The organism is Joostella sp. CR20, from assembly GCF_038433465.1.
Taxonomy (GTDB): Bacteria; Bacteroidota; Bacteroidia; order Flavobacteriales; family Flavobacteriaceae; genus Galbibacter.
Genome location: NZ_JAESVF010000011.1, coordinates 34,847 through 60,657 on the forward strand (window position 1 = coordinate 34,847; position 25,811 = coordinate 60,657).

The following is a 25,811-nucleotide window of genomic DNA, read 5'->3' on the forward strand; positions in this document are numbered from 1 at the left end:
ATACCTGATGAAAAATCATTATTTCAACTTTAAAACTTTAGCTTTCGTTTTTAGTGTACTGTCATTGGCAGTTAGCTGTAGCGATGACGATTCAAGCGATTTAATCGAAGAAGGTAACCAAGAAGAAAGTAGATGGATTACCATAGCAGCTGCAAAAATGGGAGACAACCCAGGAGACGGAAACGGAGGAACTCTAATTTATTCAGTGAGTAGTGAAGATGCAAAAGATCCTGATAAAGTAATAGCACCTTTTGATAACGGATTTATCGTGCCTTCCAACAGAACAGCTCGATTGCAATCTTCAGAAGACGGAAACACTATTTTCAATATTAGCTATGCTGGTGATACTGGAGGAAACTATACTAAATACACAGTTAATGGCGGACAAAATTTCGAGAAAACAGGTTCTGAGGTGAATATTTCTCCATACGTAGGAACAGCTCCAAGATGGATAAAACTTTTCGACGGAGATCAAACTGGAGCAGCAGTGTATGTTTCAACAGAACATGAGTTTGATGAAAATGAGAAATATACACGTACAAATGCTACAATTGGAGTTTTAACATTAGACTTGGTGAATTCTTCAATTAAAAAATTCGAAGAGCATGACGTAGCTCTTTCTGCTGAAGAGGAAGCAAATGGATATTATATTTCCAGAATTGATATGCCTGTATTAAATGCAGCTGGAAATAAACTATACATTGGTGCCCGTTTGAGTAAAGTTGATCCTGCAACTGCAGAGAGTGAGCGTGATTACGAAATTTTAGGTTCAAAAACTATTGTTTTAGATTATCCTTCATTATTAAATCCAACCGTAATTAGCTCTACCGTTGGATACGGAAACACAAACGGATATCGTAGTATTAATGCTTTTTTAGCTGAAGATGGGAGCGTATATCAAGCAAATCAATCAGATCCAAACGGTTCGCATATTTTAAAAATTAACGCTAACAATGAATATGATAATTCATACGTATTTAATTTAGATGATGCTCTTGGAGTTGAAGATTCATATATTTTAGCATGGAGATATGTTGACAACGGTAAAGCTGTAATTGCTTATCGTCATGCAGGTTCTGCTGAAGGAGTTGCTGGAGCTCAAGGATTTTTTGCTTTAGCTGATTTGAAAACAAGAACTGCTCAACGTATAGATGCTATTCCTTACAATCAAGACTTTTACTTATTCCAATACCAAGGATTTGCAGTAGATGGTTCTGAAGTATATGTAACAGAAGCACCTGTTGGACAAAACGGTAATATTTATGTAATCGATACTGAAACAGGAGAAGTTACAAAAGGAGCTCAACTTGAAAACACTCAAGGGAGTCATTTTATTGGTACTTTCTAATTGAGAAATTTAGTTTGTTTACTTAAAAAGCCTGCTAGAATATTACTAGCAGGCTTTTTTATATAAACTTTTTAATTGAATGTTACCCTCGCGAAACATCTCCAGAACCAGAAACTTTACTGTCTTCTTTTGTTGGGTTTCCGTAGTATTCCACATCTCCAGAACCAGAAACTCTAACTTTTAGTTCGCCATCGCAATGTACATCTACATCTCCAGAACCAGAAATTCCAACTTCAACATTTACTGCTTTTAATTGTTTTGCTGAAATATCTCCAGAGCCAGATAAGGAACAATCAAAATTAGTAGTTGAACCTCTAAGAACAACATCTCCAGAGCCCGCTAAGTGACTTTTAATGTTGTTTGCTTCGATGTCTAACGTTAGGTCTCCAGAGCCCGCTAAACTGCTCTTAAAATCTTCTGCTTTAATTGTGCTTTTGGTAATAACATCACCCGAACCAGCCAATGAAACAGCATCGATACTTTCAAAAGGAACAGTAATCAAAATGGTATTGTTTCGACTCGGATTTAAAGAATAGCCTTTTTCAGTTTTAATTTGTAACGAACCTTGTTTTACTTCTGTTTCAATATGTGGAATCAAATTTTCTTCCGCAGTAATTGTTATTTTTCCTTCGGTACCTGCAACAAGTTCAACATCAAAAGAGCCTGCAACACCTATTGCATCATAATCGTCGGTGTTTCTTTCGACTGTTGTAACATTTCCGTTTCCTTTAATTTGGTTGTTGCTCCCAAACCATTGCGCATTAACTGTAACACTGCTAGCTATTAAAATGCTTGCTAAAAGTAATTTTTTCATTGTTTTTATATTTTAGTTGTGTTTGATTCTTGTTTTTATTTTAGATGAAATGATTGTCTGTAGTCCATCATAATTCACTGTCACCTCGAGCGGAGTCGAGAGGTTATTGGCTTAACATCTTTAAATAGGTCTCGACTCCGCTCGACCTGACAGTATGATTTTTTTAATCGTTTTAATTTTTCAATCTTTTCAATCCTTCAATCCTATAGCCCAGACCTCTCGACTCCACCTGTCTACCGACAAAGGCAGGCTCGAGGTGACAGAGTTTAATCTTTCAATTTTTCAACCCTTCAATTTTTTAATCTTTCAATTACTATCCTATTTCTTTATAAAACTCACGCCACCGTAGTCGGAAGTGATAGAAATTCTGTTTTTACCTTTATTTCCGTAGTGACCTTCGTAATATTTTTCGGTAGATTTTTCTCTCTTGATGGTGTATTCAAAATCGGTGTCGCCACTCATACTTGCGTAATCGAGTTCCATTTTAAAATCGAAATGATACGCGCTGTTGTATCCAATTTTGATGCCTGTATAATCACTATCGATGGATACATTTCCAGCATCAGATGCTAACTCGTCAATACGGATGGAACCATAATCTGCATCAATTGAAACATTCCCGTGAATGGTACCTAGGCGAGTTGTTAGGTAATCGCCACTTCCTTGAACGTTATTTGCATTATTGACTTTAAAACTTCCGTAGTCGCAAGTGTATTCAACGTTTTTAGCAGTGTTTATTTCGGAGTTGGTATAATCAGCAGTGACAAAAATATTTCCTACTTTTTCAATTTCAAAAGAAGAATAATCAGCATTAATTTTACCACTTTTCATGTACTCGATAGTCGATTTTGAAGTGTAATCAAAGTCTAAAATATTGTTGTCGGCATTCAATCTTCCGAGTTCTAAACGTCCGTAGTCACAACTAATATTTGCAACGCCGTTAATTTCGTCTAGATAAATTCCGCCATAATCGTTATCCAAGTCGAGTGTGTTACCAATTGGGACTTTAACCGTATAGTTTATCTCCATACTCACATTGTTGTTACTCCATCCCCAACCGCTTTTCGAAAAAATAGTTTTGGCACTAACCATGGCGCTTGAGTTCTGAAATTCAACATTAATTTCGTCAAGCTTTTTTTGTGCTTTTTCTTCGCTATTACTGTTGGTTCGAATGTGTACTTCGATAACTGTTTTGTTTTCGTTCCAAGAGGTGATGTGGAAATTTCCGTAGCTATTATTTAGTTTTAGCAGTGCATTTGCCGAAACATTAAACTCTTTCTTTATTTTTTTCTCTTTGGTGTATTTTCCATTCCATCCTGGCCCCGAAGCCAAGCTTATCATCGGAATTAAAAACAACAACAGTGTAAGTCTATATAATTTGATGTTCATTTTGTATATTTTTGAGTTGCTTTATTTCTTCAATTTGTTCGAGCACATCTTGTAATAAATTGATGCGCGTTTGGTAATTAATAATCATGGCATGCAATATTTGTTTGCTATTGCCTTCGTTTGCTAAATCTTCTTCTAATTTTTTATGGTCTTTTTCTAATTTTTTTATTTGTAGCATAGCATCAGCAATAATCTCTTTGGTTTCTGGCGTTGCTTCTGCTTCAATCTTTTCAATTTCTTCATTTATAAGCGTTGCAAAATAGTATTCGGTTTTTTCAATTTCGGTAGGTTCTTGTGCAATTTGCTGAGTGTTTTCAGTTTTAAAAACAGAAATCCCAACGCCTAGTAAAACCACCACTGCGGAAGCTACCGATAGCCATTTCCACGGAAAAGGTTTAGACTTCTTCGCGATAGAAACTACCTTGTCTTTGGTTTGTAATTTTTCTAAAAAACGAGCTTGATGCCCTTCGGAAGGTTGTTCAACATCCCAAGTGTCTTTTAAATTTTCAAACAAGTTGTCTATGTGCTCATTCTGCTTCATACATTTCGGCTTGTAATTTTTTTCTTAAACTTTCTTTAGCTCTAGAAATGGTTGTTCTGCAATTGGCATAACTCAATTGCATAATACTTCCAACTTCTTCATAATCGTATCCTTCAATTAAATGAAGGGTTAAAGCAATTCTGTAATTATCTTTTAGCGTATTCATGGTTTGCAACACTTTTTGAGCCTTCATATTGGTCCACTCACAATTCGCCTCTGTATCATTTTCATTATTGTCTTCAACCCTATACAGTACATCATCGAGTGCAACATTGTTTGTTTTTTGTTGTTTTCTGTAATGATGAATGCTGTTGTTAATTACAATACGTTTTAACCAAGCACCAAAACTTACTTCGCCTTTAAACGTATGCAGTTTTGTAAACGCGTTTAAAAAAGACTCTTGCATAATGTCTTCGGCTTCGTAACTGTCTTTTACAATTCTAAATGCAGTGTTGTACATGGCTTTAAAATACCTGTTGTACAAGGTGAGTTGCGCATTTTGGTCGCCTTGACTGCATAAAGCAAGTAATTGGTTAATATGTATTTCTTGTTGGCTCAAAAAGTTTTTATTCCCTCCTCGAGGAGTTTACATTATAAAGATACCATTCCTTGGAGATTGTTACAGTTACAAGAAAATATTTTTTAAAATGAAGTGTTTTTTTGTTGAAGTTTAATAGTTTTAGTGTAGTTGAATAATTGTTAAATTACTGATTTTTAATTTATTGAAATTTCATTTTTGTCTTGACACAAAAACGAAACAAAAAAGTCAAGACTGATTAAAAAAACATAAGAAAATCTACGGAACAATCCTCCACAGATAAAATGAACTCGCTTTGCTCAAACAGCATTTTATCTTTTCTCCTACGCCGCTTCCTTGATTTTCAATATTTTTTAAATAGGTCGCTTTAGTTATTAATCGTAATCCATAATTTTAATTTATTCTGAAAATCAATTGTTTATATGTTTTATTTTTTACTGAAGGAACTTCGTTTTTTTATATAAAATGAAAAATCCTGATTGAAGTTGAAGCTTTCAATCAGGATTTTAAATTGATATTTATATGTTATTCGGAAGGAAATTCTTCCGTATTGAATAACTTATTTATTGGTTTCTCCAATTCGGTAATATTTAAACCCGATGTTGTTTAAGGTTTCCTTGTCTAAAAGTCTTCTTCCGTCGAAAATAAAAGCTGGTTTTAGCATATTTTCAAAAATGATTTCCCAATTGTATGTTTTAAACTCATCCCATTCGGTAAGTACAGCAATGGCATGTGCGTCTTTAGAGGCTTCAATAGGGTCGTTAACAACTGTTACGAGCTTTCTGTTTTCAGCTTCCGAACGTGTGTTGAGGTAATCCAAATCGGCATAAACTCTTTCAGCAGAAACTTTTGGGTCGTAAATTACAATTTCGGCTTGTTCTTCTAGCAAAGCATCGGCAACATAAATGGCGGCCGACTCTCGAGTGTCGTTCGTGTCTTTTTTAAATGCCCATCCGTAGAAAACTATTTTTTTACCAGAAACCGTGTTGTATAACGTACTGATGATGTTATTGGCAAAACGCATTTTTTGGTAATCGTTCATGATAATTACCTGTTCCCAATAATTGGCAACTTCGTGTAAGCCATAACTTTTGGCAATGTACACAAGGTTTAGAATATCTTTTTGGAAACAAGAGCCTCCAAATCCAACCGATGCGTTTAAGAATTTAGCGCCAATACGACTGTCCAACCCTATAGCTTTTGAAACTTCTTGAACGTTGGCATCTGTTTTTTCGCAAAGTGCAGAAATCGAGTTGATAGACGAAATACGTTGCGCTAAGAAAGCGTTTGCTACTAGTTTTGAAAGTTCCGACGACCAGATGTTGGTTTTTAAAATATTTTCCTTCGGAAGCCAATGTTCGTAAATAGCGCTTAATGCATCTTTGGCAGTTTCGCCTTCCGGTGTTTCGGCACCTCCAATTAAAACTCTGTCGGCGTATAACAAGTCGTTAATGGCAGTTCCTTCAGCTAAAAATTCAGGATTAGAAAGAATTTCAAAATTAACGTCGTTCCCCGTATTGTCTAATATATTTTTAATGGCCTGCGCCGTTCTTACAGGTAAAGTTGACTTTTCAACAACAATTTTATCGGTTTTGGCAACTTTAGCAATATTGCGTGCACAAAGCTCGATAAACTTTAAATCGGCTGCTTGTCCTTTTCCTTTTCCGTAGGTTTTGGTAGGCGTATTTACCGAGATAAATATCATTTCGGCTTCATCAATAGCTTTGTCAACTTCCGTAGAAAAGAATAAATTTTTATTTCGTGTTTGTGCTACTATTTCTTTGAGTCCAGGTTCGTAAACAGGTAAATTATCGAGATTTTCGTCGTTCCAAGCTTTAATTCTTTCAGCATTAATATCGACAACTGTAACTTGAATTTCTGGACATTTGTACGCAATAACCGACATTGTTGGTCCGCCAACATAGCCAGCACCGATACAACAAATTTTATTTATTTTCTTCACAAATATGGTTTTGAAAGTAAATTTAATAGAAAAATAAGGAGTTGTGGAGGTAAGTCCTACACAATTCTGTTATGCAAATATATAAGCTTCTCGCAAACTCTTTTCATATAAATAGGTTAAAATGTTGTAAGCGGCGGAGAACAGCTATTTGTTTTAGGTTACTTCAATTCTTCCAAAACATTAATTCATTGTAAACACTTTTATGCAATTTAAACAAAAGGTTAAATGCAATTGTTTTGAGTTTTTTTGACTACGTGTAGTATTCGTTTTTGGGTATTTAAGATTGAAAGCACTCATTAAGCATGAAAGAAAACGAATTTAAAGAGCTATTAAAAAAATACGAAAAAGGACAGACTACTGCTGAAGAAAATGCCTTGCTCGAAAAGTTTGAAACGCATTTTTTAAATAAGCATAGCGCAACAACTTTTATTTCTGAATTACATAAAAAGCAAGTTGAAGATAACATATATAAAACAGTAAAGCGCAACCTAGGCAGTTCTACCACCAATTGGTACAAAATAGTAGCTTCATTAATAGTTTTAGTAGGGGTTGGGGTTTCCGCTTGGTTTGCAATAAACCCTATTGAAAATGTACAATACAATACCATTACAACTGCCGAAAACGAACTTAAAACGATTGTTTTAAATGACAGTAGTGTTATTACGTTAAACGAAAATAGTCGGTTAAAATTCCCAACTAAGTTTGCTGAAAATCAAAGAGAAGTTTCTTTAGATGGGGAAGCGTATTTTAAAATTTCAAAAGACAAAAACCGTCCATTTATTGTAACAGCAAATGAGGTAAGAACAAAAGTTTTAGGAACCGAGTTTAATATAAAAATGCAAACGGAAGCTGTTTCGGTAGCTTTAGTGGAAGGTTCGGTGGATGTTTGCGGACTAGCAACTTCAAAGATTTTAAAACCGAACGAGAAAATCAACTTTAATTTAAAAGAAAAAAAGGTAAATACCGAAACTTTTAAAGTGAAAGAGGAATTGCTATGGATGAAAAACAAATTTGTGTTTAGCAATACTTCGATGTTGGAAGTAAAACAGCTTTTAGAGCAAAAATTTGGTGTAACTATACAATTTGAAAATCCTGAAATAAATACAATTAAAGTTAGCGGAACATTTACCAACCAAAGTGTTTCTGCAATATTGGTTTCAATCACCAAAGCAACCGATTTGAGTTTTAAAAAACTTTCTGAAAATCAAATACTAATCTATAAACCTAAGAAAATACACAATCCATGAAAACATGATTCAAAAAAAAAAAAGGAAGTGCGCCAACACTCCCTCTAACCGTTAAATCAATACTAATCTAAAATGTATCAGTCAAACACAAATCAAATTCTATTGTAATTGATAAAACCGCAATAAAAATATGAAAAAAAACCTAAGTAAATGTCATAAATTAATTATGCGTATTTCTACTTATTACATCATAATATTCTTAGGATTGCATAGTTTGTTTGCCACAGAAATGAACGGGCAGGCATTAAGAAGTTCTAACATTTTGTTAGAAAAGAACAGTTATAAACTCGACGAGTTATTTAAAATAATTGAAGCAGAAACTACTTATAATTTTGTTATTTCTGAAGACCGATTAAACACTGAAACTACAGTAAATACAATAGCTGGAGAAGTTAATTTATTGTATTTGTTAGAAACAATTTCTAAAGAAAAGCAATTGCGCTTTTATCGTGTAAACGAATTGATAAGCGTGTCAAAAATTAAAAATTATCCAGTTAGAGAGAAAGTTCAGGTCATAGAGCAAATGTCAATTTCTGGTACCGTGGTAGACCAAGAAGGGGTGCCATTACCAGGTGCTACGGTTCAAATAAACAACCAAGCTATTGGTGTTGTAACCGATTTTAATGGCGCTTTTACCGTTTCAGCTAAAAAAGGCGATGAAATAAAAATTACTTACGTTGGTTTTTTGCCAAATACTTTTACTGTAGGCGACCAAACACATTACGAAGTTAAACTATCGCAAGATGTTTCTGAACTAGACGAAGTGGTTGTAACCGCTCTAGGAATTAAACGGGAAGAAAAAATGTTAGGTTTCTCTCAGGAAACTGTAGAGTCTGAGAAGTTAGACCAAGCTATGCCGACAAACTGGTCGTCTGGATTAAAAGGAAAAGTTGCAGGATTAAATATTGTTTCTGCAGGGTCTGGACCTATTAATTCTCAGCAAATTACGTTAAGAGGAAATAGTTCTTTCGATTTAAATGGGAATTATGCGTTGGTTGTAGTCGACGGAGTGCCTGTTAATACTGAAATGACAACATCTGGATCTAGTACTGCATATACTGGCGCAGATTCACCTATTGACTATGGTAATGCTATATCCGACTTAAATTTGGAAGATATTGAAAGTGTTTCCGTTTTAAAAGGACCAGGAGCTGCTGCATTATACGGAAGTAGAGCTGCAAATGGAGTTTTAATGATTACAACCAAATCTGGAAAGAGTAGTAAAGGATTAGGAGTAACTTTCGATTCTAGTACTTCATTTGATGTAATTCAACGTTGGCCAGATTACCAATATAAATATGGACAAGGAACAGGAAAGTACTTTGATGAAGATGGAAATCCATATTATTCGTATGGGATGTCTGAGGATGGAGGAAATACAGGATCTACAAGTAGTGCTTGGGGTCCAGCGTTTAATGGACAGTATTATTACCAATACGATCCTACTTTAGAAGGTCAATCTGCTGAGCGCCAACTTTGGCAATCATATAAAGATAATAGAAAAGATTTTTGGAGAACAGGAGTAACCAATATTAATAATATATCAATTCAAGGTGGGGGTGAAAATGGCTCTATGCGCGCTTCTATTGGATACACCAAAAATGAATGGATAATGCCTAATACCGGGTTTGATAGAATAACTGCTTCTATTAATTCTAAATACAAAATCTCCAAATATGTAGACTTAGGAGCTGTGATAAATTATACAAATAGATCGAGCGATAATCTACCAAGTACCGGATATAATAACGGATCTATAGCATATTTTATGATTTTCCAAAATCCAAATGTAGATTTAGAATGGTACCGTCCAATTTGGCAAGAAGGAAAGGAAGATATTCAACAAATACAGCCTTTTAGTTCATACATAGATAACCCATATTTAATTGCTTATGAATCTTTAAATACATTGGAGAGCAATCAAATAGTTGGAAATATTAATGCCAATATACATTTAGGGAAAAACTTAGATTTATTAGTTAGAACTTCTTTAAATACTTACAATCAAGATAGAGAGTTGAAACGTCCATATAGTATAAATCGTTATGCAGAGGGATATTATGGAAATCAAGATGTTTTTAAACAAGAAATCAATAATGACTTTCTATTATCATACGATAAAAATTTTTCTAAAAAGTTTGGATTTAAAATGTCGGTTGGAGGTAACAACCGTATAGAAAAACGTAGATATACATCAACATCCGTAACAGGTTTAGTTGTTCCAGGAGTTTATAAGTTAGCAAACGGAAAAAGTAGCCCTTCAATATCTACATCCGATTATGACAAAAAAGTAAACAGTTTATACGGGTTAGCAACATTTTCATTTAACGACCAAATTTTTGTTGATGTTACGGGGCGTAACGATTGGTCGAGCACATTACCGCAAGATAATTGGTCGTTTTTTTATCCTTCGGTAAACACAAGTTTTATTTTATCAGATATATTTAATTTGAAAGGGAATACATTAGACTATCTTAAATATAGATTTTCTTATGCACAGGTAGGGAATGATACCGATCCATATCAAACAAGTAAATATTATAATAATAGCGATTTTGCTAGCTCAGCTACTGTTCCTTCAACATTATACAATCCTAATTTAAAACCAGAATTATCAACAAGTTTCGAAACAGGAATTGAAGCAAAGTTCTTTAAAAACAGATTAAGTTTAGATGCTACAATTTACCAAATTGAGACTGAAAATCAAGTAATTCAATTAGATCTAGATTACAACACAGGATATAGTTCAACGTTTGTAAATTCAGGAAGTGTTAGAAATAGAGGAATTGAGTTAACACTAGAAGGAAAAATTATAAAGAATAAGAAATTTGATTGGAGTTCGACTGTAACTTGGTCTAAAAACCAAGGAAGAGTATCCGATTTACCAGATGAGGTGGATAATGAATTTTTAATTGATTCTGGAGGAAATGCTTATATGATTGCTAAAGTCGGTGAATCCCCAACTGCAATCTATGGATATGGTTTTGTACGTTCTCCCGATGGAGAGATTGTATACGATGAAGGGGGATTACCAGCATATCCAGCATCAGGAGATTTTCAATACATAGGAGATGCAATGCCAGACTGGAGAGCAGGTTGGTACAATAAGTTTAAATTTGGAAACTTTACAGCTGGAATAACAATTGATGGTCAATATGGCGGAATCGTATATTCTCAAACACACCATAAATTGGTTCAGCAAGGAAAACTCACCTCTACATATTACGGTAGAGATACTGGTTATATAGTAGGAGAAGGGGTTGTAGATAATGGCGATGGGACTTATTCGCCAAATACAACTGAAGTAGTTACACCAGATTGGTACAATCGTTATTATAGACGTGCCAATGTTGAATCGAACTCTTTTGATGCTTCTTATATAAAACTTCGAGAAGTTAGTATTCAATATTCATTACCGAAAAAATGGCTGACAAGTTCAGCAATTCAAGGGGTAGATATTTCTTTATACGGAAGTAATTTATTAATGATAACCGACTTCCCAATCTACGATCCAGAAACTGCAGCTTTGAATGGGAATAGAATTATGCCAGGTGTAGAAATGGGGCAAATGCCATCTCCAGCAAACTATGGAGTTAATCTAAAAGTAAAATTATAATCATATGAAATACTCATCATTTTAATCTAATTATACAAAGTTGATGATGGGTATTTTTTTATGATAATCTAAAACAAAATATAACAGATGAAAAATAAAATTATAGTATTATTCAGCATCTTATTTATAACTGTCATCACTTCATGTACTGGAGATTTTGAAGAATTAAATGACGACCCAAATAGAATTTCAGAAATAAGTCCAGGGACTTTATTAAATCCTATTATTTATGGCATAGCTTCTCATAATGCAGGACGAAGTGATGCTATTACATTTAATTTAATGCAAGTTTCGCTTCCGTTTCCTAGTATTTCTGGAGGTTTACATCGTTATGATGTCAGCTTAGGAATTGGAAATTCATCATGGGATAATTATTTTAAATGGGCGCAAAATATTAAAGAAATGCACAAGGCTGCTGAAGAGCGTGATGATGAAAATTATAAAGCTATTGCATTAACTCTAAATGCGTTGGTATATGCTAATTTAACCGATCTTTTTGGTCCTGTGCCAATGCAAGAAGCTTCTAGTGCTGAAGAAGGTATTCTTTATCCAAGTTTTGACGATCAAGAAACTATATATAACACATTGTTAGCAGATTTAGAAAAAGCAAATACGTTGTACAATATTTCAGAGGCGATGGTATATGAATCTGATATATTATTTGGGAATGATGTAGAAAAGTGGCAAAAATTCACTAATTCATTGCACCTGAGATTGTTATTGAGACTTTCAAATAGAACTGAGTTAAAAGTTTACGATAAGTTAGCCACTATAATAAATAATCCATCCAAATATCCTGTTTTTGAGAACACAGAAGAATCAGCAATTTTAAAAGTAACTGGTGAAACTCCTAATGTTTCTCCGTGGGGTAGACCTCAAGATTTTAGATTAAGCACTAAAGTAGCTTCATTCTTTATTGATAATTTAAATGAATGGAATGACCCTAGAAGAGCTGTAATTGCAACAGAAGCCGATATAGATGGAGAACATATAGGTTATAAAGGAATTCCAAGTGCTTATGAAGGTTTAGATTCTCAATTTGAATACAATGCTTCTACTTTGAATATAGAACAAGTTACAAATCCGATGAATATATTTTTAATGACTTATGCTGAAGTCGAGTTTATTAAAGCTGAGGTTGCTCAAAAAGGATATATCTCGAATGCTGAATTGCATTACAATAATGCAGTTTCTGCTGCAATAGAACAATTAGAGGTCGAAATTACAAATGAATATTTTGAAAATTCAGCGGTAGCATATAATGGTTCATTAGAACAAATAATGCTTCAAAAATACTATGCACTGTATTTTACAGATTATCAACAATGGTTTGAATACCGAAGAACTGGTTTGCCAGAATTACCAACTACTGCTGCGATGGAAAATAATGCAGTGATGCCTTCAAGATTATATTATCCTAGTGATTTAGCTATCGGAAACCCAAGTGGGTATGCACAAGGTGTAGAAATGTTAGGAGGTACAGATGATATTAATGTAAAAGTTTGGTGGGATAAATAATTTAATATGGGTGTTTAAGCTTTCTAAACACCCATATTTCCCCATAGATTTTAGAATGCAGACAATAAAATAAAACCTAAATAAAATGAAAAAAACAATCTTATCTCTTGCGACTTGTTTGTTAGCAGTGCTATCCTATGGGCAAGATACCGTAAAAGGTTATGTGTACAACGATGCCAATAAAAACGGAAAGAAAGATAAAAAAGAACTAGGGATTGAGGGCGTAGCTGTTACAAATGGAGTAGAAGTTGTGCAAACGGATAAAAACGGTGCGTACAAACTTCCGCTTAGTGACGATGCTATAATTTCGGTGATAAAACCAGCTTATTATGCATTCAATGTAAATGAAGATAATCTTTCTCAGTTTTTCTATATTCATAAACCAAAGGGTTCTCCAAAAACCGAATTTCAAGGAGTGCTTCCAACTGGAAAATTACCTAAAGAAGTTAATTTCGGACTTATTCCTTCTGTAAAAACAGACAATTTCAAAGCGCTTATTTTTGGCGATCCACAGCCGTATACGCTTGCAGAAGTTGATTACTTTGCGCGTGGTGTTGTGGCTGATGTTACAAACACTCAAGATGTTGTTTTTGGGTTGAGTTTAGGAGATTTAGTAGGAAACGACTTAAGCTTGTTTAACCCTTATATCAAAGCTGTTAAGCAACTTGGACTTCCGTGGTATAATTTACTAGGAAATCACGATTTAAACTTTGATGCTGAAGAAGATGCTTTGGCTGACGAGACTTACGAAGCACATTTTGGTCCTGCCAATTACGCTTTTAATGAAGGGAAAGTGCATTTCATTGTTTTAGATAATGTGTTGTATCCAGACCCTCGCGATCATAAGAGTTATTGGGGCGGATTTAGAAAAGATCAGCTAGAATTTGTTAAAAATGACTTGAAGTATGTGCCAAAAGATCATTTAATTGTTTTGGCGTTCCATATTCCAATTAGCGAGCCAGATGGCGACACTTACAGAGATGAAGATCGTCAGCAATTATTCGATTTGTTAAAAGACTATCCAAATACACTTTCGTTATCGGCACATACGCATATTCAGCGACAAGATTTTTTTGATAAAGAATCTGGTTGGCATCAAGAAAAACCACACCATCATTACAATGTCGGAACAACTTCTGGCGATTGGTATTCAGGGAAATTAGATGAAAACGGAATTCCAATTTCAATCATGCGCGATGGTACTCCAAAGGGTTATGCGTTTATCAATTTTGAAGGAAATCAGTACAACGTAAAATATAAAGTCGCAGGAAAATCTGCCGATCATCAAATGAATATTTTCGTGCCGAAAGTTGTAGCTGAAGGTAGAAATAGCAAAGCTGGAATTTATGTAAACTTTTTTATAGGAAGTGAGCATGATGAGGTTTTATACCGTGTTGATGAAGGGGAGTGGAAACCTATGAAATTTGTTGACGAGGAAGACCCTAACTACGAAGTTTTGGTGTACGAATGGGATACTACCGACAAATTGATGCCTGGTAGACGCTCTTCAAACCCAATCAATTCAAAACATTTATGGAGAGGAAGTATTCCAACAAAACTAAAAACAGGGAAGCATATTATCGAGGTCAAAGCAACCGATATGTACGGAAATACCTATACAGAAACTGCTAGTTACCGTTTGGAAGCTCCAATACAAACTGCTGTAAATGCCAATTAAAATTTAAACTTCAATTCAAGGAGTTTCATTTGTGTACTTTTCGGAGAACCCGTAAAAGTAATTGATTTTTTTCCAAGAAGTCCTGCGATTATTTCGCAGGACTTTATGCTGTAATTTTTAGCTGATACTATTTTTCATTCTTGAAAATTGAAAATCGATTTACGCTAACATAGCTTACAGTTTACTTTAAATTAACAAGAAACGGATACATATTTATTTATTTTGGGCAAGATGAATACAGCCACAAACAACACCATAAACCAACTCATGACACGTGTGAAAAAAGATGATGAAAATGCATTTCATCAACTCTTTCAGCAATTATGGGAACCGTTATTTGTGCTTGCTAAATCTATTTTGAATGATGAAGTAGTGGCAAAAGATTTAGTCCAAGAAGTGTGGATTGACTTTTGGGAGCGGAGAAAAAAAATAGAAACTACCAACATCGAGGCTTATCTCAAACAGGCCATAAAATACCGTGTGTATAAAGAACTTCGCAGAAAACCATTAAGTGGTGAACATAAAGAGTTTTTAAATGAAATCACAACCGAATTAACTCCTCAAGACGAATTAATTTTTAAGCAAACAAACAAAGCATTAGCAAATAGTATTCAAGAATTACCAGAACGTTGCAGAGAGATTTTTCAATTGAGTAGGGAAGAAAATTTAACAAATCAAGAAATCGCTCAACAATTGAATATATCTAAACGCACCGTCGAAACACATATTTCGCATGCTTTAAAAAGTTTACGTATGCGACTTACTTCATTTTTATTTGGACTGATGTTCTAAAATTTTGAGATTGAATAATTAAAAGATTCCCTATTTAACGTGAGTCCGACGTAAGAATGATGAGTATAAGTGGTGAAATCGACCTATTTAAAAAGTATTGAAAATCAAGGAAGCAGCGTGGGCTGATAGATAAAAAGCTGTTTGAGCGAAGCGAGTTCTTTTTATCTGTGGCGGGGGATTCCGTAGATTTTCTGATGTTTTTTAAATCAGTCTTGACTTTTTTGTTTCGTTTTTGTGTCAAGACAAAAACGGAATAGATGTTAAATAGTTGAAATACAAATATTTAAAGCCTGTTTATATTAAAAATTATATCGAACTGATGTTATTTAGCAAAATATCTTTCTTTTAATCAACATTATGTTCTGTATTCATCATCGAAGGTTTACCTTGTAATTGTGCGGCAGCATCTACCGTGAAAGTTCCATTTGTTACAATTTCATCACCTGATTTTAGTCCACTTAAAACCGTATAGGTGTTGTCATTTTGACTTTCAATCTCAATTTCACGCATTTCAAAAGTAGGTGTTTCCCCAGGCTGTTTGAGATACACTAAAGAGCGTTTTCCTGTCCACATCACTGCAGAGGAAGGAATGGTTAAATCGCTCTCTGTTGAAGTTTCGATAGTCGGAATTTTTCCTTCGATAAACATGCCTGGTTTAAAAAAGCCATCTTTGTTTTCGAGCACTGTACGAACTTCTACCGTTCGTGTTTCTGAATTTAAGATAGGGTCGATGTAAATAATTTTTTGCTGAAAACTTTTAGTTGGATATGCATTGGTACGAATGTGTATTTCTTGTCCTTTTTCAATTAGCGGAATTTGTTTTTCATACGCATCAAAAACAGCCCAAACCGTTTGTAAATTTGCCGTTTTGAAAATAGGATTTCCATCCATTACATGGCCCCCTTCAGACACCTCTAAACTGGTAACAACCCCCGAAATGTGCGCATAAATTGTAAAGCGTGTTTTGGCTTTCCCCGTGCTAATAATTTCTTTAATTTCTTTCTCTGGAATCATCCAATTCAAAAATTTGTTTTTTACCGCTTCGTATAATTTTGGTTGTGAAGCTTTCATTTTTGAAGCTGTAATAAGCTCTTGTTGCGCACTGACTAATTCTGGCGAATATACGATAGCGATAGCTTGTCCCTTTTGTACAGTTTCGCCAATCGATTTAATGTATAATTTTTCAATTCGCGCATTGTAGTGTGCCGATTGTGTGTAAGTAGCATTGTCGTTAGGGCGAATACTCCCAGAGAGTTTTAATGCTGAATTTTTTTCTGCGGAATGACCAACAATACTTGTTTGAATATTAGCCAAAGCCATCGCATTTTCGGTCATGGTAAATTGCGTACTTGATTTGGTGTCTTCAGAAGAAGCCGAAGCAGGAATTAAATCCATCCCACAAAGAGGACAATCTCCAGGTTCGGATTGCATAATTTGAGGATGCATAGAGCAAGTCCATAAAGTTTCGGTTTCAGCATGTTCATGCGGAGTTTGCGTTGTATGTGCGCTATTTCCAAAGATAAAATATCCTATTAAAAACCCTATAAACACTGCAAGGATGATATAAATGCTATTTTTTTTCATTTTTTATTGTTTAATCTTTCAATTCTATAATTCTGACCTCTTAACTCCGCCTGTCTACCGACAAAGGCAGGATCGAGGTGACAGTTTGTATGTGTTTAATTTTTCAATACTTTAATTCTTAAATCTTTCAATTTTTTAAATAGTATTTTCAACTACCAACTACCAACTACCAACTACCAACTACCAACTACCAACTACCAACCATCAACTACCAACCATCAATGATCACCTTCTCAATCGTAATGCATTTGCAATCACCGAAACAGAGCTAAAACTCATTGCAAGAGCGGCAATCATAGGCGAGAGTAGTATTCCGAAGAAAGGGTATAAAACTCCAGCTGCAATCGGGATTCCTAAGGTGTTATACACCAGTGCAAAAAATAAATTCTCACGGATGTTTTTCATTACTTTTTCACTTAAATTTCTCGCTTTTACGATGCCCTGTAAATCGCCTTTTACAAGAGTGACAGAAGCACTTTCAATGGCAACATCGGTTCCAGTTCCCATTGCAATCCCTACGTTGCTTTGCGCTAGGGCAGGAGCATCGTTAATTCCGTCGCCAGCCATAGCAACAATTTTTCCTTCTTGTTGCAGTTTTTCAACCACGTCGAGTTTATCTTTAGGTAGCATTTGTGCTTTAAAATTATCGAGTTGTAATTCGCTAGCAACTGCAATGGCTGTATTTTTGTTGTCCCCAGTCAACATAATAACTTCAATTCCGTGTTTTTGTAATTGCTGAATAGCTTCTTTGCTCGTTTGTTTAATTTTATCGGTAATTACAATTCCTCCAATCACTTTTTTGTCAACAGAAAGAAAAGAAACAGTAGCGCCCATTTTTTGATGTTTTAAGGCCTCTGATTGTATTTTTTCAGAAATAGATGCATCAAGCTGTTCCATTAGTTTTTCGTTCCCTAAACCGATGTTTTTACCATTTACGATCGCAGTTACACCTTTTCCGGTAATGGTTTGAAAGTTTTTTGATGCTAGGGGAGTAATCCCTTTTTCCTTCCCGTAGTTTAGCATTGCTTTAGCCAATGGGTGTTCGCTATGGTTGTTAACGGCTACAATGTATTTTAAAACTTCTTCTTCTGATGTATTTGCTTCCGCAGTAATAATTTTTTCTACGGAAGGTTTTCCTTCCGTAATCGTTCCAGTTTTGTCGATAATAAGCGTATTTACCTTTGCCATGGTCTCCAAAGTTTCTGCATTTTTTATCAAGATACCCAATTGAGCCCCTTTTCCAACACCTACCATAACCGACATAGGCGTTGCTAAACCGAGTGCACACGGACAAGCAATTATCAAAACAGCAATGGCATTTACCAAGGCATACACATAGGGTGGTGTAGGACCAAAAATTGCCCAAAGGATAAAAGTGAGTACTGAAATAGCAATGACAATTGGAACAAAATATGAGGCTATTTTATCGGCTAATTTTTGAATTGGAGCTTTACTGCGACTCGCATTGTTAACCATCGTGATGATTTGAGAGAGTAGGGTGTCGCTTCCTATTTTTTCGGCTTTCATCAAAAACGACTGATTCTGATTTATAGTTCCGCCAATTACATTTTCGTCTTTTGATTTTGTTACAGGAATCGGTTCTCCTGTAATCATCGATTCGTCAATACTGCTTTCTCCGTCTGTAATAACACCATCAACTGGAATTTTTTCACCTGGCTTAACGCGTAAAATATCATCAGGAACAATAGTGTCTATCGCAACTTCTTCTTCATGTCCATCCACTACACGAATTGCTTTGTTGGGAGCTAGTTTGAGGAGTTCTTTTACGGCAGAATTGGTTTTACTATGTGCGCGCGCTTCCAGTAATTGTCCGAATAAAACCAAGGTTAGAATGACAGTTGCCGATTCAAAATACATATGAACGGTTCCGCTTTCTGTTTTAAATTGTTCAGGGAATAAGTTCGGAAACAGCATCCCAAAAACGCTAAACAACCACGCGATTCCTGCACCAATCCCGATGAGGGTGAACATGTTTAAATGCCGTGTTTTAATCGATTTATAGGCGCGTTCAAAGAACATCCAAGTAGCCCAAAAAACTACAGGAATAGAAAGTGCAAATTGCACCCAATTCCAATATTTTAAAGGCATGAGTTTGTAAAGCGGATTGTTTGGAATCATTTCCGACATGGCAATTATAAAAATTGGCAGTGTAAAAGCAACCGCTATCCAAAACTTGCGTTTGAGTGTATTATAGTTTTTTTCTTCGGAAGAAAGTTCGGGATTTTTGGCAACCAAATCCATTCCGCAAATCGGACAATCGCCGGGCTCGTCTTTTTCAACTTCTGGGTGCATAGGGCAGGTGTAGGTAGTTGCTTGAAAAGCGCTTGCTCGTTGTTCTTCCACCAAATCCATTCCGCAGACAGGGCAGTCGCCAGCTTTGTCATAAGTTTTGTCACCCTCGCAATGCATCGGACAATAAAAAACACCCGTTCCTTGCCCTTTTGCTTCTTTCTTTTGTTGATGCGAATTGCAACACGATTTTTTTTCTTCGGCACTAATTGTGTAATGTCCGCCATCGTTTTTAAGCGCTTCTTGAAACGTATCAATTGAGATATGAGTTTTCATGTCGATTTCAGCAGTAGCCGAACTTAAGTCGACAACAACCGAATTTACATCTTGCACAGTGGCTAATGTTTTTTCAACATGATTTTTACAACCATTGCAACTCATTCCTTGTATATGATATGTGTGTTTCATTTTTTATTCGCATTTTTAATTATAACGATTTGTAATTAGCCTCTCGACTCCGCTCGAGGTGACAGTATGAATTTTTCAATCTTTTAATTATTAAATCATTCAACTTTTTAATTCTGCATACGTGACCTCTCGACTCCGCCTGTCTGCCGACAAAGGCAGGCTCGAGGTGACAGTATGTATATTGTTGAAGCGTTGAAGCGTTGAAATGTTTAATCGTTTTAATCCTTCAATTTTTAAATTCTTAAATCATTCAATCTTTAAATAGTAATTTTAACTACCAACTACCAACTATCTAATCACCTCTTTCACCGTACCGCATTTCAGCATTTTTTCGCCAAAATAAGGATTGCTTACAGCTTCTTCTTTTGAAAACCAATAACCTCCTTCGTTATTAAAAGCCATAGGGCAATATTGTTTGTAAATTTCACCTTGAGAAATATTGCTTTCTAAAAATGGTTGGATAGCCTCGGTAAGTTCAGAAAAAGCTTTGCGTTGTGTTTCAATGTCTTCACTCGTTGCTATTTCTTTGCTGAAGTTCGAAATATCCACATAATTATTACTGATGGTTTCAGATAGCATCTTCGCACCTTTTTTGGCCTCGCTCGCATCGCCGTTGGTAAGCGCAGTTTTTACATGTGTGTAATGCTCAAAAGTTTTGTCGGCCAAATCGTTTTTAAACGCAATTGCTACAGCTTTTGTTTCTGTCGATTTTGTGTTTGCATCTTTACAAGAAATAGCAAAAATTCCGATAGCGATTAACATACCGATTTGTGTACTAATTTTCATTTTTTTCATGATTTCTAAAATTTAATTGTTTGTGATATAATTTATAATGGCACTTTGTAAATAATATTTTTGTACGCTTTCTATTTTATTGAGTTGTATGTTTAACTGAAGTTCTAAAATGTCTAATAAATCATTAAAATCGATGGTTTCGGTTTCGTAGTTTTTTATCAAGATTTCCTCTGCATTTTTAGCTTGCTCCAAATTTTTTAATTGTGTTTCATAGCTTATTCGAGCGTTGATTCTGTTTTTTAGCGCTGTGTCTAAATAGCTATTTAGCTGATTTATTTTTAGCGTTTTTTGAGCTTCAATTTCTTCTTGTTGTAATTTATTTTGTACAGTTTTAGAACGAATACTTTTATTAAAAATAGGAATAGAAACGGAAACCATGGGCATAAAAATATCTTTTCCGTTATCGAGCACATCCATATCGGTACGTTCTGCAACATTGATGTAATCCAATCCGATACCCAAATTCGGACCATTACTTTTTTGATTGAGCAATTCGGCTTGCGTTACCGAATTGTACAAAGCGTCGTACTTTAGCAATTCAGGATGAAGGTCCAAGTTGATTGCTTGAATTTCTTTAGTTTCTGACGGAATTTCTATAGCTGATTTTACTTCTACCACATTTTCTTTTTCGCGATTCAATAAGAAGTTAAACGAAGTTTGTTCCGCTAAAAATTCTTGTTCAAAAATTTGTCTTTTTTCATCCAATTCATTTTCACGAATTTGAAGTTGTAAAACTTTTACTGCTGACGTTTTTCCGACTTCTACACCTGTCAATGCAATTTGTTCGTAATGCTGAAGCAAATCGAGCTGTTCTTTTATTACCAATTGTTTTGCTTGAAGCGCATAAAGTTTGTAATACGATTCGGCTACCGAAAGTGTTAGTTTTCGCTTTGCAATAACAATATCAGTATAAGAAGCATCTGCTAAAGAATTGGTGTAATTTTCTCTCGCAGTGATGGTTCCAAACCAAGGGAGCATTTGCTTTGCCGAAAGTTTAAAGCGTTGCGGACCCGTACGGGTTTCGGGTTCGCTGACAAAATAACCCGCACTAAACTCTGTATTTCCTAGTGTTGCCGACTCGTTGGTTTTTTCTGCTGAAATTTGATGCTTCAATTCAAAAGAATGTATCTCTGGATTGTTCTTTAAAGCTTCTTCGATATAATCGTTTAGATTTTGACTAAAGCCTAATATTCCGAAGAAAAGACAACCAAAAATTAATATGTATTTTATGTAGTTCATTGTTTATGGTTTCACGTTAAAAAAGTTATTGAATATCCGTAATGTATCATACAAACATTAAATGTCAGGTCGAGCGTAGTCGAGACCCTATTTAAAGCTGTTAAGCCAAATGACCTCTCGACTCCGCTCGAGGTGACAGTGCATTATGACAGATAGCGGACAATCATAAAAAAGTTAAACTACTTTGTTCTGTTTTTCAATTCAATACCTTTTACACTTCTCACTTCTCACTTCTCACTTCTCACTTTTCACTTCTCACTTCTCACTTCTCACTTTTTTCACTTCCCTTTCTTTTCTCCATCCAAATAGTACAGGCACCACAAAAAGTGTAATAAGTGCAATAAGCATCCCTCCAAAACTTGGTATTGCCATCGGAATCATAATGTCGCTTCCTCTTCCTGTTGAAGTTAAAACAGGCAATAATGCTAAAAGTGTTGTTGCTGTTGTCATCAAACAAGGGCGAATTCGTTTTTCTCCTGCCTGTACTACGGCATTTCTAACTTCGAGAATTGTTTTGGGATTTTCTCGATTACATGTTTGTGTTAAATAAGTAGCCATCACTACGCCGTCGTCGGTTGCGATTCCGAATAAGGCGATAAAACCAACCCATACCGCAACACTTAGATTTATAGGGTGCATTTGGAATAGGGTTCGTAGGTTTTCTCCGAAGAAAGAAAAATTCATAAACCACGGCTGACCGTAAAGCCAAATTAGGATAAATCCACCTCCAAAAGCTACGGCAATTCCGCTAAATACCATCAATGACGTTGTAGCCGATTTAAACTGAAAATACAGAATCAAAAAGATAACAACAAGCACTAACGGAACTACAAAAGCTAAGGTTTTTTCGGCTCTTAATTGGTTTTCATAAGTGCCAGTAAATTGATAACTAATTCCTTCTGGCACTTTTATTTCGCCTGTTTCTATGTGTTTTAGGATGCTTTTTTGAGCATTTTCCACAACATTTACTTCAGCATAACCATCTGTTTTATCAAAGAGCACATAACCTACCAAAAAGGAATCTTCACTTTTAATCACTTGCGGTCCTCTTTCAAATCGGATGCTCGCCAACTCACTAAGCGGTACAGGATTTCCGTTTTCCACAGGGATGTAAATTTGTGCTAAATCTGTAGTGGTAGCACGCAATTCTCTTGGATATCGCACACGAATATTATAACGCTCTCTGCCTTCAACAGTTTTGCTTAGCACTTTTCCACCAATAGCGACTTCGAGGGTTTCTTGTACTTTTTCGATGGAAATTCCGTAGCGAATTAAATTTTCTCTGTTGATATCGATAAGCAGGTATGGTTTCCCAATAATTCTATCCGCAAACACAGCTTCTTTTTTTACTCCGTCGGTATGCTTTAAAATTTCTTCTAGTTGCACGCCAAAAGCCTCGATAGTTTTAAGGTCATTTCCTTTTATTTTAATTCCCATAGGCGCGCGCATTCCTGTTTGGAGCATTACTAGTCGGGTTTCGATAGGCTGTAATTTTGGTGCTGAAGTTACTCCAGGGAGTTTGGTAGCTTCTACAATTTCATTCCAAATATCGTCTGCCGAATTGATGTGATGTCGCCAATTTCTATAATACGCTCCATTATCATCAGGGATTAAATCAGTAGCACGAATAGTTGTTTTTTTATCTGAATACATGCCGTTTGCAACAAATTTTCCATTTTTCAATTCAAATAATCCTTCCGAATTTACTTTAAAACGTTGAGGTTTTCCATTTTCATCTAAAATATATTCGGGTTTGTATTGAATGATATTTTCGTACATAGAAAGCGGTGCAGGGTCGATAGCCGAATTGGTACGACCAGCTTTTCCAACTACTGTTTCGATTTCGGGGATATTGGCAACGGCCATATCGAGTTGTTGTAATACACGTTTGTTTTCTTCAATTCCCGCATGCGGAAGCGAAGTGGGCATGAGCAAGAAGGTACCTTCATTTAAAGAAGGCATAAACTCTTTTCCAGTTCGAGCCATAATTAAAAACCCTAAAATGACAATGGTTGTTGGAATGGATAAAAACAGCAGTCGATTTTCCATTGCCCATCGAAGGATGCGTGTGTAATAGGTATTAAAAAGTTTGAATACTCCTAAAAGTCCAAAACAAATAAGGGCAACAAAAATAAAATTAAGCATCCAATCTTCTTGAAATCCAAGCGGACGCCAATAAGAAGCTAACAACGCCGTGATAGTGAGAATTGTAATGCCAAATTGCAACCAATTTGTATGCTTTTCAGTAAGTATTTTTTTAAAAGCTAAGATGTTTACAATTCCGTAAGCAATTAGTGCAATACCGATGATGTATCCGAAAATTACAGCTGTAATTCCGATTCCGATACAAAGAATATGAAGTGCCAATAGCAAGTTATTCTTCAAATTTCTTTTTTTGAAGAGTACAGTTGCAAAAGGTGGAATTAAAAACAGAGCCACAAGAATGGATGCAGTTAATGCCATGGTTTTTGTAAAAGCCAATGGACGAAATAATTTTCCTTCGGCACCCACCATTGTAAACACAGGAATAAAACTAATAATGGTAGTCAGCACCGCCGTTACAATAGCTCCTGAAACTTCGGATGTAGCATTGTAAACAATGGTATTGATGGATGATTTATCTTCTGAAGTATCTAGATGACGAATGATGTTTTCGGACAGAATAACGCCCACATCGACCATCGTACCAATAGCGATAGCAATTCCTGAAAGCGCTACAATATTGGCATCGACATTAAAAAGTTTCATAGCGATAAAAACCATGAGTACGGCCACAGGAAGCAAGCCTGAAATTAAAATAGAAGCTCGCATGTTGAAGACCATGACCACAATGACCAACACAGTAACTAATATTTCGAGGGTTAGGGCTTCGTCTAACGTATGTAGCGTTTCGTTAATGAGAGTGCTTCGGTCGTAAAACGGTACAATGGTAAGTTTAGAAACCCGTCCATCTTGCAGTGTTTTACTGGGAAGTCCTGCACTTAACTCTTTAATTTTTTCTTTGACATTGGTGATAACTTCCATAGGATTGGCACCGTAGCGTGCCACAACAACACCGCCAACAACTTCGGCACCTTCTTTATCGAGAATTCCTCTTCGGGCTTCGGGACCGAGAAAGACTTTTGCAACATCTTTTACTTTGATTGAAGTATAATCTTTAGCAGTGATAACAGCATTTTCAATATCTGTAACCGACTTTACATACCCTAAGCCACGAACCAAATATTCTGCCTTATTGATTTCCAATGTTTGAGCGCCAATTTCTCGATTGCTATTTTTGACAGCATTTACCAATTGCGATAAACTGATGTTGTATTGTCGCATGAGTTCTGGGTCGATATCAATTTGATATTCTTGTACAAAACCTCCAATTGAAGCAACTTCAGAAACTCCCCTAGCACTTGCAATACCATATTTTACGTAATAATCTTGGATGCTTCTGAGCTCATTTAAATCCCAAGCTCCTGTTACATTACCGTTTTCGTCTCTTCCTTCCAGCGTGTACCAAAACAATTGTCCGAGTCCAGTAGCGTCAGGGCCAAGTGCGGGGTTCACATCCGAAGGAAGTAAATTATTAGGAAGGGAATTAAGCTTTTCTAAAATTCGACTTCGACTCCAATAAAAGTCAACATCTTCTTCAAAAATGATATAAATGTTTGAGAGTCCAAACATAGATGAACTACGGATGGTTTTAACTCCTGGAATTCCTAAAAGGGCAGAGGTAAGTGGGTACGTAATTTGGTCTTCAATATCTTGTGGAGACCTTCCGTTCCATTCGGTGGAGACAATTTGCTGGTTTTCGCCAATATCTGGAATAGCATCTACTGCCACAGGATTATTTGGAATAAAACCAGTGTCCCAATTAAAAGGCGCATTGATGAGTCCCCACCCCACAAAGAGCAGGAGTAATAAAACGGCTACGAGTTTATTTTCAATTAAAAATTTGATGCTTTTATTGAGCATTTTTGATTCAGTTTAAACAATAAAAATCTTTAAAAATATGAGTTTAAAGCACAAACAATTGCTTGGCT

16 protein-coding genes are annotated in these 25,811 nt (G+C 35.5%); 6 read left to right on the top strand and 10 right to left on the bottom strand.

The window, feature by feature from the left end; genetic code table 11:
- The first annotated feature begins 7 nt into the window (after nucleotides 1–7).
- A complete protein-coding gene (locus tag JMA43_RS12370; RefSeq protein WP_342156953.1) occupies nucleotides 8–1,348 on the top strand; it encodes a hypothetical protein in 1,341 nt (446 codons plus the stop codon).
- An 82-nt stretch (nucleotides 1,349–1,430) separates the two neighbouring features.
- On the opposite strand, the gene JMA43_RS12375 is transcribed toward JMA43_RS12370, so the two are convergent.
- From JMA43_RS12375 to JMA43_RS12395, 5 genes are all read right to left on the bottom strand, one after another.
- Nucleotides 1,431–2,162, bottom strand: coding sequence for a head GIN domain-containing protein (locus tag JMA43_RS12375; RefSeq protein ID WP_342156954.1), 732 nt, complete (start codon nucleotides 2,160–2,162; stop codon nucleotides 1,431–1,433).
- A 318-nt stretch (nucleotides 2,163–2,480) separates the two neighbouring features.
- Nucleotides 2,481–3,551 (bottom strand): hypothetical protein, encoded by a 1,071-nt coding sequence (locus tag JMA43_RS12380; RefSeq protein ID WP_342156955.1) that lies wholly within the window; start codon nucleotides 3,549–3,551, stop codon nucleotides 2,481–2,483.
- Nucleotides 3,532–4,092, bottom strand: a complete 561-nt coding sequence (locus JMA43_RS12385) for a hypothetical protein (RefSeq protein ID WP_342156957.1) — start codon at nucleotides 4,090–4,092, stop codon at nucleotides 3,532–3,534. The genes JMA43_RS12380 and JMA43_RS12385 overlap by 20 nt, the downstream gene beginning before the upstream one ends.
- Complete coding sequence (locus JMA43_RS12390; protein WP_342156958.1) at nucleotides 4,079–4,651, bottom strand: RNA polymerase sigma factor; 573 nt, start codon at nucleotides 4,649–4,651, stop codon at nucleotides 4,079–4,081. Before JMA43_RS12390 ends, JMA43_RS12385 begins: the two co-directional genes overlap by 14 nt.
- A 538-nt stretch (nucleotides 4,652–5,189) precedes the next feature.
- Nucleotides 5,190–6,593, bottom strand: a complete 1,404-nt coding sequence (locus tag JMA43_RS12395) for a nucleotide sugar dehydrogenase (RefSeq protein WP_342156959.1) — start codon at nucleotides 6,591–6,593, stop codon at nucleotides 5,190–5,192.
- A 302-nt stretch (nucleotides 6,594–6,895) separates the two neighbouring features.
- Here JMA43_RS12395 and JMA43_RS12400 point away from each other — a divergent pair, with 302 nt between their 5' ends.
- The 5 genes from JMA43_RS12400 (at nucleotide 6,896) to JMA43_RS12420 (ending at nucleotide 15,444) form a co-directional block, all read left to right on the top strand.
- Nucleotides 6,896–7,840, top strand: coding sequence for a FecR family protein (locus JMA43_RS12400; RefSeq protein ID WP_342156960.1), 945 nt, complete (start codon nucleotides 6,896–6,898; stop codon nucleotides 7,838–7,840).
- Between the two features lie 130 nt (nucleotides 7,841–7,970).
- Nucleotides 7,971–11,456: a SusC/RagA family TonB-linked outer membrane protein gene (locus JMA43_RS12405; RefSeq protein ID WP_342156961.1), complete on the top strand. Its 3,486-nt coding sequence runs from the start codon at nucleotides 7,971–7,973 to the stop codon at nucleotides 11,454–11,456.
- Nucleotides 11,457–11,543: 87 nt separating this feature from the next.
- Nucleotides 11,544–12,974: a SusD/RagB family nutrient-binding outer membrane lipoprotein gene (locus tag JMA43_RS12410; protein ID WP_342156962.1), complete on the top strand. Its 1,431-nt coding sequence runs from the start codon at nucleotides 11,544–11,546 to the stop codon at nucleotides 12,972–12,974.
- A gap of 85 nt (nucleotides 12,975–13,059) precedes the next feature.
- Complete coding sequence (locus tag JMA43_RS12415) at nucleotides 13,060–14,652, top strand: calcineurin-like phosphoesterase C-terminal domain-containing protein (RefSeq protein ID WP_342156964.1); 1,593 nt, start codon at nucleotides 13,060–13,062, stop codon at nucleotides 14,650–14,652.
- 231 nt (nucleotides 14,653–14,883) lie between these two features.
- Nucleotides 14,884–15,444, top strand: coding sequence for an RNA polymerase sigma-70 factor (locus JMA43_RS12420; RefSeq protein ID WP_342156965.1), 561 nt, complete (start codon nucleotides 14,884–14,886; stop codon nucleotides 15,442–15,444).
- A gap of 345 nt (nucleotides 15,445–15,789) precedes the next feature.
- On the opposite strand, the gene JMA43_RS12425 is transcribed toward JMA43_RS12420, so the two are convergent.
- The 5 genes from JMA43_RS12425 to JMA43_RS12445 form a co-directional block, all read right to left on the bottom strand.
- A complete protein-coding gene (locus tag JMA43_RS12425) occupies nucleotides 15,790–17,028 on the bottom strand; it encodes an efflux RND transporter periplasmic adaptor subunit (RefSeq protein ID WP_342156966.1) in 1,239 nt (412 codons plus the stop codon).
- Between the two features lie 225 nt (nucleotides 17,029–17,253).
- Entirely contained in the window at nucleotides 17,254–19,746 is a 2,493-nt protein-coding gene (locus tag JMA43_RS12430) for a heavy metal translocating P-type ATPase (protein WP_342156967.1), read from the bottom strand.
- 288 nt (nucleotides 19,747–20,034) lie between these two features.
- Entirely contained in the window at nucleotides 20,035–20,532 is a 498-nt protein-coding gene (locus JMA43_RS12435) for a DUF3347 domain-containing protein (protein WP_342156968.1), read from the bottom strand.
- Between the two features lie 21 nt (nucleotides 20,533–20,553).
- Complete coding sequence (locus tag JMA43_RS12440; RefSeq protein WP_342156969.1) at nucleotides 20,554–21,780, bottom strand: TolC family protein; 1,227 nt, start codon at nucleotides 21,778–21,780, stop codon at nucleotides 20,554–20,556.
- A 255-nt stretch (nucleotides 21,781–22,035) separates the two neighbouring features.
- Entirely contained in the window at nucleotides 22,036–25,743 is a 3,708-nt protein-coding gene (locus JMA43_RS12445) for an efflux RND transporter permease subunit (RefSeq protein WP_342156970.1), read from the bottom strand.
- Between the last annotated feature and the right edge of the window lie 68 nt (nucleotides 25,744–25,811).

Bases quoted from the DNA above. Each gene is read 5' to 3' on its own strand.
- JMA43_RS12370 (WP_342156953.1), top strand. From the start codon at position 8: ATGAAAAATCATTATTTCAACTTTAAAACTTTAGCTTTCGTTTTTAGT.
- JMA43_RS12375 (WP_342156954.1), bottom strand. From the start codon at position 2,162: ATGAAAAAATTACTTTTAGCAAGCATTTTAATAGCTAGCAGTGTTACA.
- JMA43_RS12380 (WP_342156955.1), bottom strand. From the start codon at position 3,551: ATGAACATCAAATTATATAGACTTACACTGTTGTTGTTTTTAATTCCG.
- JMA43_RS12385 (WP_342156957.1), bottom strand. From the start codon at position 4,092: ATGAAGCAGAATGAGCACATAGACAACTTGTTTGAAAATTTAAAAGAC.
- JMA43_RS12400 (WP_342156960.1), top strand. From the start codon at position 6,896: ATGAAAGAAAACGAATTTAAAGAGCTATTAAAAAAATACGAAAAAGGA.
- JMA43_RS12405 (WP_342156961.1), top strand. From the start codon at position 7,971: ATGAAAAAAAACCTAAGTAAATGTCATAAATTAATTATGCGTATTTCT.
- JMA43_RS12410 (WP_342156962.1), top strand. From the start codon at position 11,544: ATGAAAAATAAAATTATAGTATTATTCAGCATCTTATTTATAACTGTC.
- JMA43_RS12415 (WP_342156964.1), top strand. From the start codon at position 13,060: ATGAAAAAAACAATCTTATCTCTTGCGACTTGTTTGTTAGCAGTGCTA.
- JMA43_RS12420 (WP_342156965.1), top strand. From the start codon at position 14,884: ATGAATACAGCCACAAACAACACCATAAACCAACTCATGACACGTGTG.
- JMA43_RS12425 (WP_342156966.1), bottom strand. From the start codon at position 17,028: ATGAAAAAAAATAGCATTTATATCATCCTTGCAGTGTTTATAGGGTTT.
- JMA43_RS12430 (WP_342156967.1), bottom strand. From the start codon at position 19,746: ATGAAACACACATATCATATACAAGGAATGAGTTGCAATGGTTGTAAA.
- JMA43_RS12435 (WP_342156968.1), bottom strand. From the start codon at position 20,532: ATGAAAATTAGTACACAAATCGGTATGTTAATCGCTATCGGAATTTTT.
- JMA43_RS12440 (WP_342156969.1), bottom strand. From the start codon at position 21,780: ATGAACTACATAAAATACATATTAATTTTTGGTTGTCTTTTCTTCGGA.
- JMA43_RS12445 (WP_342156970.1), bottom strand. From the start codon at position 25,743: ATGCTCAATAAAAGCATCAAATTTTTAATTGAAAATAAACTCGTAGCC.